This window comes from Pseudomonas cavernicola (assembly GCF_003596405.1).
GTDB lineage: Bacteria > Pseudomonadota > Gammaproteobacteria > Pseudomonadales > Pseudomonadaceae > Aquipseudomonas > Aquipseudomonas cavernicola.
The window spans coordinates 773,948-787,990 of record NZ_QYUR01000006.1 but is presented as its reverse complement, the minus strand read 5'-3'; the positions used below and the strand labels follow the sequence as shown (position 1 = coordinate 787,990).

Here is a 14,043-nt window from a genome sequence, read left to right as displayed (position 1 = left end):
GGCAGTCATCCGTAGGGTGGGTTAGCCGGGTGCGGCGTAACCCACCATCGGTGCCGCAGGCACCGCCCAATCGCCAGGGCACTGACCTTGCGCCAAGCAGATAAAACGCCGGCCCTCCCTGGCCGGTTGGTGGGTTACGGCCGCTGGCCTAACCCACCCTACGAGGGGTTCGTAGGAGAGATCATGTTGCATAGCAAACTGCCAAATGTCGGCACCACTATCTTTACTCGTATGTCCCAGCTCGCCGCCGAAGTCGGTGCGCTGAATCTCTCCCAAGGCTTTCCTGATTTTGACGGCCCGCAGGCCCTGCGTGATGCGGTTTGCCGGCATATTGCGGCTGGCCATAATCAATATGCGCCAATGACTGGCCTGCCGGCGCTGCGCGAGCAAGTGGCGGCAAAGATTGCCCGTTGTTATGGCAGCAGCGTCAGCGCCGAGCATGAAATCACTATCACGCCGGGAGCGACCCAGGCAATTTTCTGCGCCATTCAGGCGCTGATTCAGCCGGGCGATGAGGTCGTCGTTTTCGACCCTAGCTACGACAGCTATGAGCCCTCGGTGGAGTTGGCGGGTGGGCGCTGCGTGCATGTGCCGCTGAGCCAGCCGGCATTTGCGATTGACTGGCAGCGGCTGAGCGATGCCTTGAGCCCGCGCACGCGCCTGATCATTCTCAACAGCCCGCACAACCCTAGCGGTGCACTCATCAGTCGGGCAGATTTGGATCGCCTGGCCGAGTTGATCCGCCAGCGCGATATCTACCTGATCAGCGATGAGGTGTATGAGCACCTAGTGTTCGACGGTGCTCAGCACGACAGCGTGCTCAGCCATGAAGAGCTGTATCAGCGCGCCTTCGTGGTCAGCTCGTTTGGCAAGAGCTACCACGTCACGGGTTGGAAGACCGGTTATGTGGTGGCGCCGCCGGCCTTGAGCGCCGAACTGCGCAAGGTGCATCAATACGTCAGCTTTTGTGGCGTGACCCCTGTGCAGTGGGGGTTGGCGGACTTCATGGCCGAGCATCCCGAGCATGTCAGCGAGTTGCCGGGGTTCTATCAGGCCAAGCGTGATCTATTCTGCGATTTGTTGGCCGGCTCGAAATTTCGCTTTACCCGGGCGGCCGGGACCTTCTTCCAGTTGGTCGACTATTCATTGATTCGTCCGGACTTGGACGACGTGGCGATGGCCGAGTGGCTGACTCGCGAGCATGGGGTCGCGGCCATTCCGGTATCGGTGTTCTATCAGCAAGCGCCTAAGGATTTGCGTCTGGTGCGGTTCTGTTTTGCCAAGCGCGAAGAGACTCTGGGCCAGGCGGCAGAAAAACTATGCGCGATCTAAGTGATTTGCCCGATCTGAAGCTGGCGCTGATCCAGACCACGCTGGCCTGGCATGACCCGGCCGCTAATTTTGCGCATTTCGAACGCTTGCTCGAGCAGGCACGCGGCGCGGATCTGATCATCCTGCCGGAGATGTTTACCACCGGCTTCTCCATGGATTCGGCCACTCTGGCCGAGCCGGAAGAGGGCGCCGCCTACGCTTGGTTGCGTGAGCAGGCGCGCCGCCTCGATGCGGTGGTTACCGGTAGCGTGATCATCCAGGCCGCCGATGGCAGCCATCGCAACCGCTTGCTGTGGGCGCGCCCGGATGGCGAAGTGCTGCACTACGACAAGCGTCACCTGTTCCGCATGGCCGGCGAACACAAGCATTACACCCCGGGCGAGCGTCAGGTGCAGCTGGAGCTGAAAGGCTGGCGGATTCGCCCGCTGATTTGTTACGACCTGCGCTTCCCGGTGTGGAGCCGTGATCCGCATGACACCGACTTGTTGCTCTACACCGCCAACTGGCCGGCCGCGCGCCGCCAGCATTGGAACCGGCTGTTACCGGCGCGGGCGATCGAGAATCTCTGTTATGTGGCCGCGGTCAACCGAGTCGGCACGGATGGCAAAGGTTTTGCCTATAGCGGTGACAGCCAGGTCCTGGATTTCCAGGGCGAGTCTTTACTGAATGCCATTGAGGGTGATGGCGTCTTTCTGCTTGACCTCTCGGCTAGTGCGTTGGCGGCTTATCGCGAGCGTTTTCCGGCGTATCTGGATGCCGATAGCTTCCTTATCAACTGATCAGCAGTAGTGCCGCATGGACGCCGACAATCCCTATCAAACGCCGAACGCCGAGTTAAGTACTCCCCTCAGCACCGATGCTGGGCAGCGTCTCTATAGCCTGGCGGCGGTGGGGTGGGCGACGGTCTTTGGTTCACCGTTGGCAGGTGCCTATATCATTGCGCAGAATCTTCGAATCCTTGGCCGCGGCACCGAGGTGCGCAAAGTCTGGCTAACCGGTGTTGGGGTGCTCGTCGCACTATTAGTGCTGGCGTTTATCCTGCCGGAGAACATACCGGCGGCTGCTTTCACGGCGGCTCAGGTGGTGGGGATGTACCAGTACGGCAAAGTGACGTGGGCCGAGCAGGTGGCGGGGCATGCTCAGCGGGGCGGTGTGTTCTATTCCAACTGGCGAGCGGTGGGTATTGGTTTGTTGATCCTGCTGGCGCTGCTTGTGCTGGTTGTACCGCTGGTTCTGTTGCTTGATGTGGCTTGATCTGGGTTCGCTGAGTAATCCGCCTTAAAACAAAACCCCGCTATTTGGCGCAATGCTGTTCACTTAAGCGATGTGCGCCTGAGCTCCCCTCTCCCGTTTACGGGAGAGGGGCTGGGGGAGAGGGTAAATAGCGGGCAAAAGTGAATTCATCTGGCATGCACCCCTCTCCCTAACCCTCTCCCCAGAGGGGCGAGGGGATAAAAGGCGAAGACGTATGCTTAAGTGAACAGCACTGCGCTATTTGGCGGGGTTTTGTTTTAAGGCTCAGTCAGTTCAGGCCGCTTGGGCGTCAGCCTGGCTCAAGGCGCGGTTCAATGCACTGAACAGTGCGCGGAAGCTGGCGGTAGTGATGTTTTCGTCGATACCGACGCCATGCAGGGCGCGACCGCCATCGACGCGCAGTTCGATGTAGGCCGCGGCCTTGGCGTTGGTGCCGGCGCCGATGGAGTGCTCAGCGTAATCCATGATCTCGACTTTCTGCGGCAGGCTGGCCACCAGCGCTTCCAGCGGACCGTTGCCGATGCCACGCCAATGCTGGGTTTCACCCTTGACGCTGACTTCGATATCCACCGCGCTGGTGCCGTTTTCTTCCTGTAGGCGATGGCCCTTCAGGGCGTAAGGCGCGGTGGCGCGCAGGTATTCGTTGTCGAGCAGTTCGTAGATCTGCTTGGCGCTCATTTCCAGGCCGAGACGGTCAGTCTCGCGCTGCACCACTTGGCTGAACTCGATCTGTGTGCGGCGCGGCAGGCTGATGCCGTATTCCTGTTCGAGCAGGAAGGTGATGCCGCCCTTACCGGACTGGCTGTTGACGCGGATCACCGCCTCGTAGCTGCGGCCGATATCGGCTGGGTCGATCGGCAAGTAGGGCACTTCCCACAAGGTATCGGCCTGCTGCTGGCTGAAGCCCTTGCGGATCGCATCCTGGTGCGAGCCGGAGAACGCGGTATGCACCAGATCGCCGACATAGGGATGACGCGGATGTACCGGCAGTTGATTGCATTCCTCGACCACCTTGCGCACGCCATCGATGTCGGAGAAGTCCAGCTGCGGGTGCAGGCCCTGGGTGTACATGTTCAGCGCCAGGGTCACCAGGTCGACGTTGCCGGTGCGCTCGCCGTTGCCGAACAGGCAACCTTCGACGCGGTCGGCGCCAGCCATCAGGCCCAACTCGGTAGCGGCCACGCCGGTGCCACGGTCGTTGTGGGTGTGCAGGCTGATCAATACGCTGTCGCGGCGGCTGATGTTCCGGCCGAACCACTCGATCTGGTCGGCGTAGATGTTCGGCGTGGCAACTTCCACGGTGGCCGGCAGGTTGAGGATGACCTTGTTCTGCGGGGTCGGCTGCCAGACGTCGAGCACGGCATCGCAGACCTGCACGGCGAAATCCAGCTCGGTGGAGGTGAAGATTTCCGGCGAATACTGGAAGGTCCACTGGGTTTCTGGCTGTTGCGCGGCGAGCTTCTTGATCAGCTTGGCGGCGTTCACGGCGATATCGATCACGCCCTGCTTGTCCTGATTGAAGACGATGCGGCGGAACGCCGGCGCAGTGGCGTTGTAGACGTGGACGATGGCCTTCTTGGCGCCCTTCAAGGATTCGAAGGTGCGGGTAATGAGGTCATCGCGGGCCTGGGTCAACACCTGGATGGTGGTGTCGTCAGGGATGTGCTTGTCCTCGATCAGGGTGCGCACGAAATCGAAGTCGGTTTGCGAGGCGGACGGGAAGGCCACCTCGATTTCCTTCACCCCGACTTTCACCAGGGTCTGGAAGAAGCGCAGCTTCTTCTCCGCGTCCATCGGTTCGATCAGCGACTGGTTGCCGTCGCGCAGATCTGAGCTGCACCAGATCGGCACTTCGGTGATGGTTTTCGACGGCCAAGTACGGTCGGGCAAGTCGATAGCTGGGAAGGCGCGGTATTTCTTCGACGGGTCTTTGAGCATGCTCATGGGGCAATCCTTTTAGTCGAGGCCTGATAACGGCGGCCTGCCTATGAAACGAGAGAGGGGCGAGGCGTGCTGTTCAGCACTGCAGTCGCGGGCTGACCAAGCGCAGGCAGGCGTGTTGGCGCAGCAAAATGAGGGTATGTGAGGTTTTCATGGGCTTCACCCTAGTGCGGCTTCGTGGCAATGGCAAACATTGTTGAAAAATTGGTAGAAATAACTTTATACGTTGGTTTTTTGGTTTTATCTGCCTAGCTACCCTGCTTAACTCGCAATGAATTGCGCTGCGTTTGGGGGCGGCTGATCCTATGCGTCTTCATGCCGCACAGGGGGGTGGAGCTGACATATGTGATCATTACGCCTTATGCAGCACGCGCTACTAACGCCCGTGCGGCCCAGGATGGCCACCTAGGGAAGGGCTCGCAGTGACTCGGCATCAACGACAAGGCATCGGTACACGGCTGGCGCTCTTCGCCATGCTGCTGATCTATGTCGGCCCGCTGGTGTCCCAGTCGATGCCGATGGATCACGCCATGCCGATGCTCAGCGGCATGGACGAGCTGGCCTGTTCCGACGGGCAATACGCCCCGGCGCAGCAGATGGCGACGACCGTGCCCCACACGCAGAAGCCGTCCGCTGAGCTGTTCATGGAGAAGTGCGGCTATTGCAGTCTGCTGATCCATAGCCCACCGCTCACGTCGCCCGCACTCGTTACCTCGGCGGATTTGCCGGTCAGCGTGTCGTCGCTGTTAGTCGTTAGCCAGATTGTCCCCACCTCCCCGGTGTTCCCCGGAGCCCGAACCCGTGCGCCGCCGTTCCCGGTCGCCTGATCGCTTGTTCTCACTGTCGTCGTCTGCCTGAAGTCCGCAGCTTGCCTGCCGGCTGATCGTGGGCATTCGTCGGCCAAGCAACACCTTTCCCGATCATGGAAACCGTATGTCCAGACATTCTCGTTGTGGGCGGAAAGGCCCTGCACGCCTGCGCTCCCTGTGTGCTTTTCATGCACTCACCGCCATTGGCGGTCTCGCCGGCCTCCCATTCGCTGTCTTCGCTGATGAAGTCGATCTTCACGCCGGCCACGCCGTCCAGCTCGAGCCGAGCGTGATCACGGCTGTCGCGCAAAGCTCGCCGCTGACCATCGTCACCGACCCGAAACAGGCCCGCCAGCCGATCCCGGCCAGTGACGGTGCCGATTACCTGAAGACCATTCCCGGCTTTGCCGCCATCCGCAACGGTGGCACCAACGGCGACCCGGTGCTGCGGGGGATGTTTGGTTCACGCCTGAACATCCTCAGCAACGGTGGTGTGATGCTCGGTGCCTGTCCAGGGCGGATGGACGCGCCGACCTCCTATATCTCGCCGGAAACCTACGACAAGCTGACCGTTGTGAAAGGCCCGGAGACGGTGCTCTGGGGGGCGGGAGCCTCGGCCGGGACGATTCGCTTCGATCGCGAGCCCGAGCGTTTCGGTGAGCTGGGTACGCGAGTCAGCGGCAGCCTGGTCGGCGGTTCCAATGGTCGCTTCGACCGGGTGCTGGATGCGGCGGCGGGAGGCCCGGAAGGTTACCTGCGCTTCATCGGCAATCGTTCGCAGTCCGACGACTACGAGGATGGTGCGGGCGATACCGTGCCCTCGCGTTGGAACAAGTGGAACGGCGATGTCGCCGTCGGTTGGACGCCGGACGCGGACACCCTGGTAGAACTCAGCGCCGGCAAGGGCGATGGCGAGGCGCGCTATGCCGGGCGCGGCATGGATGGCGCGCAGTTCGAGCGCGAAAGCCTGGGGCTGCGCTTCGTCAAAGCGAACATCGGTGAAACGCTGGAGACACTCGAAGCGCAGCTCTACTACAACTATGCCGACCACGTGATGGACAACTACAGCCTGCGCACGCCGCCGAACACTGGGAGGATGGCCGGGCCGAGGGCTTCCAATGTCGATCGCCGTACTCTCGGCGGTCGCCTGGCGACCACTTTGCGCTGGGATGACTTGCAGTTGATCTCCGGCGTCGATGCGCAGACCAATGAGCACCGCAAGCGCAGCGGCAAAGGCATCGGCACCTACGACGACCAGCCGTGGAACAAGGACGCCGACTTCCACAACTATGGCGTCTTCGGCGAACTGACCTGGTATGCCGCCGAGCGCGGCCGGGTGATCGGCGGTGCACGCCTGGACCGGGCCTCTACCAAGGATTACCGGCAAACCCTAGGTTCCGGGATGATGACGCTGCCCAATCCGACCGCCGACACTACCCGCAGCGATACCCTGCCCGGCGGTTTCCTGCGCTACGAGCATGACCTGCAGGACAGCCCGACCACCCTCTACGCCGGGCTCGGTCATGTGCAGCGTTTCCCCGACTACTGGGAATTGTTTTCCCCGATCCGTGGGCCGGCGGGTTCGCCGAATGCCTTCGAGGGCATCGAACCGGAGAAGACCACCCAGTTCGATTTCGGCGCGCAGTACGAGGGCGAGCAGCTCAAGGCCTGGGCGTCCGGTTATGTCGGCGAGATCCGCGACTACATCCTGTTCACTTACAGCAGCGGCGGCATGATGGGTTCGTCGTCCCGGGCGAACAATGTCGATGCGCGGACCATGGGTGGCGAACTCGGTGCGGCCTATCAGTTGAGCGCGAATTGGAAAACCGACGCGACCCTGGCTTATGCCTGGGGCAAGAACACCAGCGATGACCGCGCGCTGCCGCAAATGCCGCCGCTGGAAACGCGCTTCGGGCTGATTTACGAGGAGGGTGACTGGAGCGCTGGTGGCCTGTGGCGGGTGGTCGCCCGCCAGGGTCGAATCGCCGAAGGGCAGGGCAACGTGGTCGGCAAGGACTTCGGTGAAAGCGCCGGTTTCGGCGTGCTGTCCGTCAACGGAGTCCATCGTATGAGCAAGCACCTCAAGCTCAGTGTCGGCATCGACAACCTGCTGGACAAGGATTACGCCGAGCACCTGAACCTGGCGGGTAACGCCGGCTTTGGCTATCCGGCGGATGATCCGCAGGCTCTCCATGAGCCGGGCCGCACCCTCTGGAGCAAAGTGGATTTCAGCTTCTGACCCGTGCATGCCCCTCCGCGTGTGGAGGGGGCATGCCCATCCAAGTCAGGGTTGGAATGCGCCGATAAAGATTGCCGGATCGACGCGCGCGTCGTTCAGGCTGATGTTCCAGTGCATGTGCGGGCCGGTCGCTCGGCCAGTTGCGCCGACGCGACCGACCACGTCGCCACGGCCCAGTTGCTGGCCGTGCTTCACGTCGATTTTCGACATGTGGCAGAACATGCTGATGAAGCCCTGGCCGTGGTCGACGAACACCGTGTTGCCATTGAAGAAGTAATTTCCGATCAAGATCACTTTTCCCGCCGCCGGGGATTGGATCGGAGTGCCGGCTGCTACAGCGAAATCCAGGCCTGCGTGGGGATTACGTTCCTCACCGTTGAAGAAGCGGCGCAGGCCGAAGCGGCTGGAGAGCGGGCCGTTGACCGGTTTATCGAGCATCAGGTTGCTCGGCGTGCCGGCGCTGAAACTTTGATAGGCGTGGGTCTGTTCGGCCAGTTCGCGCTCGATGCGCTTCAGGTCGGCGGGGTTTGGGTTGACCTGCCGGGTGTTTTTCAAGGTGATGTGCTGTTCCTTGTAGAGCTTGGCGTCCACGTTGAACGGCACGGCCTGTGAGCCGCTCGGCAGTTTGATCTGAAGGCTCTGATTACCCGGCTTGACCGTCAGCGGAATGCCGACAATCGCGATCCACTGCTTCGCCTCTTCACGTACCACCAGCACGCGTTTGCCTTGGTAACTGGCCTGCGGTGGCTGGGGGCCGTCACCCAGGGGAATCACGGCTACGCCGCCGGGCACTGGCTTGTTCAGCAGGCGGCTGATGAAGCCTTCGGCGTGAACGGGCAAGGCAAAGCAGAGCAGAACGGCGAGAAGTAATCGCATGGTTTGGTCCTGATAGGGCGGATGACGCTTTGACTCATCCGCCGGCAGATTATCAATCAAGCAGGGAAAGGGTGACCGGCGTCAGGTGGTTGTCCTCAACGCGCACGTCCAGTTCACCTTCACCCAGGCGGGCTTTCAGGCGTTGGCCGAGGTGGGTTTGCCCGGCGCTGCGGATAGCCTGGCCGCGTTCGTCGAGGAGGATGCTGTAGCCACGGCCAAGGGTGGCCAAAGGGCTGATGGCATGCAGCGTTTGTACCTGGCTTTGCAGCTGTAGGCGACGCTCTTTCAGGCTCTCGCGAATCGCCCGCGGGAGGCGTTCGGCCAGGCTGTCCAGGCGTTGGCGCAGCAGGGTCAGGACGCGCCCCGGGTGCTGCGCCGCCAGGCGTGTATCTAAGCGGGCCAGGCGTTCGCGGCGGTTATTCAGTTGCCGTTCGAAGGCGCGTCGCAGGCGCATGTCCAGATCATCCAGGCGCTGCGCTTGCTGGCGCAGGCGCTCACCGGGATGGCGCAGGCGGCGGGTGACGCCCTCCAGGCGCAAGCGTTCGCGACCGAGGCGATCCTGAATGCGCAAAATCAAACGGCGGTGCAGGCTGTTCAGGCGTTGTTGCAAATCGCTGGAGTCCGGGGCTAGCAACTCGGCGGCGGCGGACGGCGTGGGCGCGCGAACATCGGCGACGAAATCACTGATCGACACATCGGTCTCATGGCCAACGGCGCTGACGATTGGTGTTTGGCAGGCTGCTACCGCGCGGGCGACGGCTTCTTCGTTGAAGCACCAGAGGTCTTCCAGCGAGCCGCCGCCACGAGCCAGGATCAGTGCATCGAAGCCGCGGGCATCGGCCAGTTCGAGGGCGCGGACAATCTGCGCGGTGGCTTCGCGGCCCTGCACGGCGGTGGGGATCAGGGTCAACTGGACGTGCGGTGCGCGCCGGCGGAATACGCTGATGATGTCGCGAATCACCGCGCCGGTCGGTGAGCTGATGATGCCGATCTTCTGTGGGTGCGCAGGCAGCGGGATCTTCTGTTCGGTGGCGAACAGGCCTTCGGCACTGAGTTTCTCCTTCAGCGCTTCGAACGCCAGGCGCAAAGCGCCATCGCCAGCGGGTTCGACGCTGTCGAGAATCAGCTGATAATCGCCACGGCCTTCGAACAACGAGACCTTGCCGTGCACCTTCACCGCCAAGCCGTCACGCAATGCCTGGCGTACGCGAGCGGCGTTCTGCCGGAACAGGGCGCAGCGTACCTGCGCCTGGCTGTCTTTCAGGGTGAAGTAGATGTGGCCAGACGCGGGTTTGGCCAGGTTGGAAATTTCACCCTCGACCCAGATATTGGCGAACACGTCCTCCAGCAACACGCGGGCGCGGCCGTTGAGTTGGCTGACGGTAAGTACTTCGCGATCGAGGCCGAGACGCTGGAAGGGGTCTTTAATCATGGAAGGCATCATAAAGGCTTTGTGAGTCAGGCCAAAGGTCGTTGCACTTCGAAGCGTGGGCCAGCTGCTTGCGAGTGCCCCTAGCCGCAATAGTTTGACCCGACGGCGCGGGCGATTAAGCTGCCGGCTTTTTTCGCCGCCCCTCTCTTCTCTGGATAAAGTAAGGCTGTGCCATGAGTGATCAACAGACCATCATCGTTCCGCAAATCTCCAGCTATCCCGGGCATGAGGCCAAGGCGCGGGAAGTACTGCGCTGGCTGGCGAGCAACAATATTGTCGAGTGGCAACTGTCGAAATGCGGCTTGGGCCCTGGCGAGCTGGGTTATGCCGTGGCGGCCGGGGCGACTCGGGTCATGGATATTCCAGCGGGCGCGGCGGTTGAGCGGTATCTGCCGTTCGGTCGCACGGTGAATGGCTTGGAGATCGTCACCAAGCGTTGCATCTTCACGCCCATGCAGGGTTTTGACGGGGTGGCGAGCTGCCCAGAATGCAGGGCGGAGGTGGGTGAGGTGTTGCTGGAGCATCTGGAAAACTGGATGCCGGCCGAGACGGATAATTTCATCTGCCCAGTGTGCGAATACGAGGACGATATCAATGCGTTCCCGTTCCAGCAGGCTTGCGGCTTTTCCGATCTGGGGTTCATCTTCAACAATTGGGCCGGCGCTTATTTCAAGCAAAGCTTCTTGAAGGAGTTTGCCGAGCGCCTGGGTTATCCGATCGCAGTGGTGCAGGTGCTTCTCTAGCCAGACAACTCGAGGGCTTTCCCGGCTATGCCTGGGCTGAGCGTCGGGGCTGGCGCATTAAATGGTGAGGCGCCTATCTAATTAACGGTTTGCATTGAGCCAGGGGGGCTGCGTGGGTATAATGGCGCGCTTCCATTTTCCCGTCCGGGAGCCCCCCGCCATGCTGCGTATCAGTCAAGAAGCTCTAACCTTCGACGACGTCCTTCTTATTCCAGGTTATTCCGAAGTTCTGCCTAACGACGTCAGCCTCAAGACTCGACTGACTCGCGGCATCGAGCTGAACATTCCGCTGGTGTCCGCGGCGATGGACACCGTCACCGAAGCCCGCCTGGCCATCGCCATGGCGCAGGAAGGCGGCATCGGCATCATCCACAAGAACATGACCATCGAGCAGCAGGCCGCCGAAGTGCGCAAGGTCAAGCGCTTCGAATCCGGCGTGGTGAAGGATCCGATCACCATCGACGCCGACGCCAGCGTGCGTGACCTGTTCGACCTGACCCGACAGAACAACATTTCCGGCGTGCCGGTGTTGTCCAACGGCGACCTGGTCGGCATCGTCACCTCCCGTGACGTGCGTTTCGAGACCCGCCTGGATGCCAAGGTGCGTGAGGTGATGACGCCGAAAGAGCGTCTGGTCACCGTCAAGGAAGGCGCCGACAAGCAGGAGGCCCGCGAGCTGCTGCACAAGCACCGTATCGAGCGCGTGCTGATCGTCGATGGCGCCTTCAACCTGAAAGGCATGATGACGGTCAACGACATCGAGAAAGCCAAGGCCTACCCGCTGGCCAGCAAGGATGACCAGGGTCGTCTGCGTGTCGGCGCTGCGGTGGGCACCGGTGTCGATACCGGTGATCGCGTCGCTGCGCTGGTCGCCGCCGGCGTCGACGTGGTGGTGGTCGACACCGCCCACGGTCACTCCAGGGGCGTGATCGAGCGCGTGCGCTGGGTCAAACAGACCTATCCTGAAGTGCAGGTGATCGGTGGCAACATCGCTACCGGCGCGGCCGCCAAGGCGCTCGCCGAAGCCGGCGCGGATGCCGTCAAAGTCGGCATCGGCCCAGGCTCGATTTGCACCACACGCATCGTTGCTGGTGTCGGCGTACCGCAGATTTCCGCAGTCGCCAACGTTGCCGCCGCGCTTGAAGGCACCGGTGTGCCGCTGATCGCCGATGGTGGTATTCGCTTCTCCGGTGACCTGTCGAAGGCCGTGGTCGCTGGCGCATCTTGCGTGATGATCGGCTCCATGCTGGCTGGTACCGAAGAGGCGCCGGGCGAGGTCGAGCTGTTCCAGGGCCGTTCCTACAAGGCTTACCGCGGCATGGGCTCGCTGGGCGCCATGGCGCAGGCGCAAGGCTCCAGTGACCGCTACTTCCAGGACTCCTCGGCCGGTGCTGAGAAGCTGGTGCCGGAAGGTATCGAAGGTCGCGTGCCGTATAAGGGCGCGATGAGTGCCATCGTGCATCAGTTGATGGGCGGCCTGCGCGCCTCCATGGGCTACACCGGTTGCGCCACTATTGAAGAGATGCGCACGACCCCTGAGTTCGTGCGCATCACGGGCGCTGGCATGGCCGAGTCGCACGTGCACGATGTGCAGATCACCAAGGAAGCTCCGAACTATCGCGTGGGCTAAGGTCCACTGCATTGAATCGTCACGGGGCTGTTATTCAGCCCCGAGTCATTTGTGAATTCCGCTACGAGAGACGGCCATGGCCCACGATATCCACGCCCACCGCATCCTGATCCTCGACTTCGGTTCCCAGTACACCCAGCTGATCGCCCGTCGCGTGCGCGAAATCGGCGTGTATTGCGAGCTGCATCCGTTCGACATGAGCGATGACGACATCCGCGCGTTCGCGCCGCGCGGCATCATCCTCGCCGGTGGCCCGGAGTCGGTGCACGAGGCCAATAGCCCGCGTGCGCGCAAGGCGGTGTTCGACCTTGGCGTACCGGTGTTCGGCATCTGCTACGGCATGCAGACCATGGCCGAACAGCTGGGCGGCAAGGTCGAAGGTTCCAGCCTGCGTGAGTTCGGTTATGCGCGCGTCGACGTAGTCGGCAAGGCGCGTCTGCTCAATGGCATCGAAGATCATGTGGACGTCGATGGCGTGCTCGGTCTCGATGTGTGGATGAGCCACGGCGACAAGGTCACCGTGCTGCCGGAAGGCTTCCATATCCTCGCTAGCACCCCGAACTGCCCGATTGCGGCCATGGCCGACGATCACCGCGGTTATTACGGTGTGCAGTTCCACCCGGAAGTGACCCACACCAAGCAGGGCGGGCGCATTCTGTCGCGCTTCATTCTCGATATCTGCGGCTGCGAAGCGCTGTGGACACCGTCGAATATCGTCGACGACGCCATCGCTCAAGTGCGTGCCCAGGTCGGTGGCTCCAACGTGCTGCTAGGGCTGTCCGGTGGGGTGGACTCCTCCGTGGTGGCGGCGTTACTGCACAAGGCGATTGGCGATCAGCTGACCTGCGTGTTCGTCGACAATGGTCTGCTGCGCTTGCACGAAGGTGAGCAGGTGATGGCCATGTTCGCCGAGAACATGGGCGTCAAAGTGATTCGCGCCAATGCCGAAGAGCAGTTCCTGACTAACCTGGCCGGCGAAGCCGATCCAGAGAAGAAACGCAAAATCATCGGCCGCACCTTTATCGATGTGTTCGATGCCGAGTCCTGCAAGCTGGACAACATCAAATTCCTCGCTCAGGGCACCATCTACCCGGACGTGATTGAGTCGGCTGGCGCCAAGAGCGGCAAGGCCCACGTGATCAAGTCGCACCACAACGTCGGTGGCCTGCCGGAGGAGATGAACCTCAAGCTGGTCGAACCGCTCCGCGAGCTGTTCAAGGATGAGGTGCGCAAGCTCGGTCTGGAGCTTGGCCTGCCGTACGACATGGTCTACCGCCACCCGTTCCCGGGGCCGGGCCTGGGCGTGCGTATCCTCGGTGAAGTGAAGAGGGAGTACGCCGACCTGCTGCGTCGCGCCGACCACATCTTTATCGAAGAACTGCGCAAGGCCGACTGGTATCACAAGGTCAGCCAGGCCTTCGTGGTGTTCCAACCGGTCAAGTCGGTGGGTGTTGTCGGTGATGGCCGTCGCTACGCCTGGGTCGTGGCCTTGCGTGCGGTGGAAACCATCGACTTCATGACCGCCCGTTGGGCGCACTTGCCCTACGAACTGCTGGAAACGGTGAGCGGTCGGATCATCAACGAAATCGAAGGTATCTCCCGCGTGACTTACGATGTGTCGAGCAAGCCGCCGGCCACTATCGAGTGGGAATGATGTAGCTAGAGATGAGGGCGGCCGAGGTCGCCCTCATCGTCGTTTGCGGCTAGGTGTATTTTGTCCGCCCCGTGTGAGCCGCCCGTTAGAGGTTGGCGCTATTACCTGATGGGCCAGCGAAGTCCTTTTCTTT

At 61.8% G+C, this 14,043-nt stretch carries 11 protein-coding genes; 8 read left to right on the top strand and 3 right to left on the bottom strand.

Annotated features, from left to right (window positions below):
• Positions 1–183: 183 nt before the first annotated feature.
• From D3879_RS19805 to D3879_RS19795, 3 genes are read left to right on the top strand one after another with little or no spacing between them, the layout of a single operon-like run.
• On the top strand, positions 184–1,332 hold the full coding sequence (locus D3879_RS19805) for a pyridoxal phosphate-dependent aminotransferase (RefSeq protein WP_119955951.1): 1,149 nt from the start codon (positions 184–186) through the stop codon (positions 1,330–1,332).
• Positions 1,320–2,111 carry an amidohydrolase gene (locus D3879_RS19800; protein WP_119955950.1) on the top strand — a complete coding sequence of 264 codons (792 nt, stop codon included), beginning with the start codon at positions 1,320–1,322 and terminating at the stop codon, positions 2,109–2,111. The genes D3879_RS19805 and D3879_RS19800 overlap by 13 nt, the downstream gene beginning before the upstream one ends.
• Positions 2,112–2,127: 16 nt before the next feature.
• Positions 2,128–2,586, top strand: coding sequence for a hypothetical protein (locus D3879_RS19795; protein ID WP_119955949.1), 459 nt, complete (start codon positions 2,128–2,130; stop codon positions 2,584–2,586).
• A gap of 273 nt (positions 2,587–2,859) precedes the next feature.
• Here D3879_RS19795 and leuA read toward each other — a convergent pair whose 3' ends face one another.
• The gene (gene leuA / locus D3879_RS19790) at positions 2,860–4,530 is read right to left on the bottom strand and encodes a 2-isopropylmalate synthase (protein ID WP_119955948.1); all 1,671 of its coding nucleotides are present in this window, start codon (positions 4,528–4,530) and stop codon (positions 2,860–2,862) included.
• Between the two features lie 419 nt (positions 4,531–4,949).
• Between leuA and D3879_RS19785 the strand changes: the two genes are divergently transcribed.
• The gene (locus tag D3879_RS19785; RefSeq protein WP_119955947.1) at positions 4,950–5,354 is read left to right on the top strand and encodes a DUF2946 domain-containing protein; all 405 of its coding nucleotides are present in this window, start codon (positions 4,950–4,952) and stop codon (positions 5,352–5,354) included.
• 106 nt (positions 5,355–5,460) lie between these two features.
• A complete protein-coding gene (locus D3879_RS19780) occupies positions 5,461–7,575 on the top strand; it encodes a TonB-dependent copper receptor (RefSeq protein WP_119955946.1) in 2,115 nt (704 codons plus the stop codon).
• A gap of 45 nt (positions 7,576–7,620) precedes the next feature.
• On the opposite strand, the gene D3879_RS19775 is transcribed toward D3879_RS19780, so the two are convergent.
• On the bottom strand, positions 7,621–8,451 hold the full coding sequence (locus D3879_RS19775; protein WP_119956362.1) for a M23 family metallopeptidase: 831 nt from the start codon (positions 8,449–8,451) through the stop codon (positions 7,621–7,623).
• 52 nt (positions 8,452–8,503) lie between these two features.
• On the bottom strand, positions 8,504–9,883 hold the full coding sequence (xseA, locus tag D3879_RS19770; protein ID WP_119955945.1) for an exodeoxyribonuclease VII large subunit: 1,380 nt from the start codon (positions 9,881–9,883) through the stop codon (positions 8,504–8,506).
• A 173-nt stretch (positions 9,884–10,056) separates the two neighbouring features.
• On the opposite strand from xseA, the gene D3879_RS19765 reads away from it, so the two are divergent.
• The 3 genes from D3879_RS19765 (at position 10,057) to guaA (ending at position 13,910) form a co-directional block, all read left to right on the top strand.
• The gene (locus tag D3879_RS19765; RefSeq protein ID WP_119955944.1) at positions 10,057–10,626 is read left to right on the top strand and encodes a sugar ABC transporter ATPase; all 570 of its coding nucleotides are present in this window, start codon (positions 10,057–10,059) and stop codon (positions 10,624–10,626) included.
• Between the two features lie 160 nt (positions 10,627–10,786).
• Complete coding sequence (gene guaB / locus D3879_RS19760; protein WP_119955943.1) at positions 10,787–12,256, top strand: IMP dehydrogenase; 1,470 nt, start codon at positions 10,787–10,789, stop codon at positions 12,254–12,256.
• Positions 12,257–12,332: 76 nt separating this feature from the next.
• A complete protein-coding gene (gene guaA, locus D3879_RS19755) occupies positions 12,333–13,910 on the top strand; it encodes a glutamine-hydrolyzing GMP synthase (RefSeq protein ID WP_119955942.1) in 1,578 nt (525 codons plus the stop codon).
• Positions 13,911–14,043: the final 133 nt, after the last annotated feature.

Bases quoted from the DNA above. Each gene is read 5' to 3' on its own strand.
- D3879_RS19805 (WP_119955951.1), top strand. From the start codon at position 184: ATGTTGCATAGCAAACTGCCAAATGTCGGCACCACTATCTTTACTCGT.
- D3879_RS19800 (WP_119955950.1), top strand. From the start codon at position 1,320: ATGCGCGATCTAAGTGATTTGCCCGATCTGAAGCTGGCGCTGATCCAG.
- D3879_RS19795 (WP_119955949.1), top strand. From the start codon at position 2,128: ATGGACGCCGACAATCCCTATCAAACGCCGAACGCCGAGTTAAGTACT.
- leuA (WP_119955948.1), bottom strand. From the start codon at position 4,530: ATGAGCATGCTCAAAGACCCGTCGAAGAAATACCGCGCCTTCCCAGCT.
- D3879_RS19780 (WP_119955946.1), top strand. From the start codon at position 5,461: ATGTCCAGACATTCTCGTTGTGGGCGGAAAGGCCCTGCACGCCTGCGC.
- D3879_RS19775 (WP_119956362.1), bottom strand. From the start codon at position 8,451: ATGCGATTACTTCTCGCCGTTCTGCTCTGCTTTGCCTTGCCCGTTCAC.
- xseA (WP_119955945.1), bottom strand. From the start codon at position 9,883: ATGATTAAAGACCCCTTCCAGCGTCTCGGCCTCGATCGCGAAGTACTT.
- D3879_RS19765 (WP_119955944.1), top strand. From the start codon at position 10,057: ATGAGTGATCAACAGACCATCATCGTTCCGCAAATCTCCAGCTATCCC.
- guaB (WP_119955943.1), top strand. From the start codon at position 10,787: ATGCTGCGTATCAGTCAAGAAGCTCTAACCTTCGACGACGTCCTTCTT.
- guaA (WP_119955942.1), top strand. From the start codon at position 12,333: ATGGCCCACGATATCCACGCCCACCGCATCCTGATCCTCGACTTCGGT.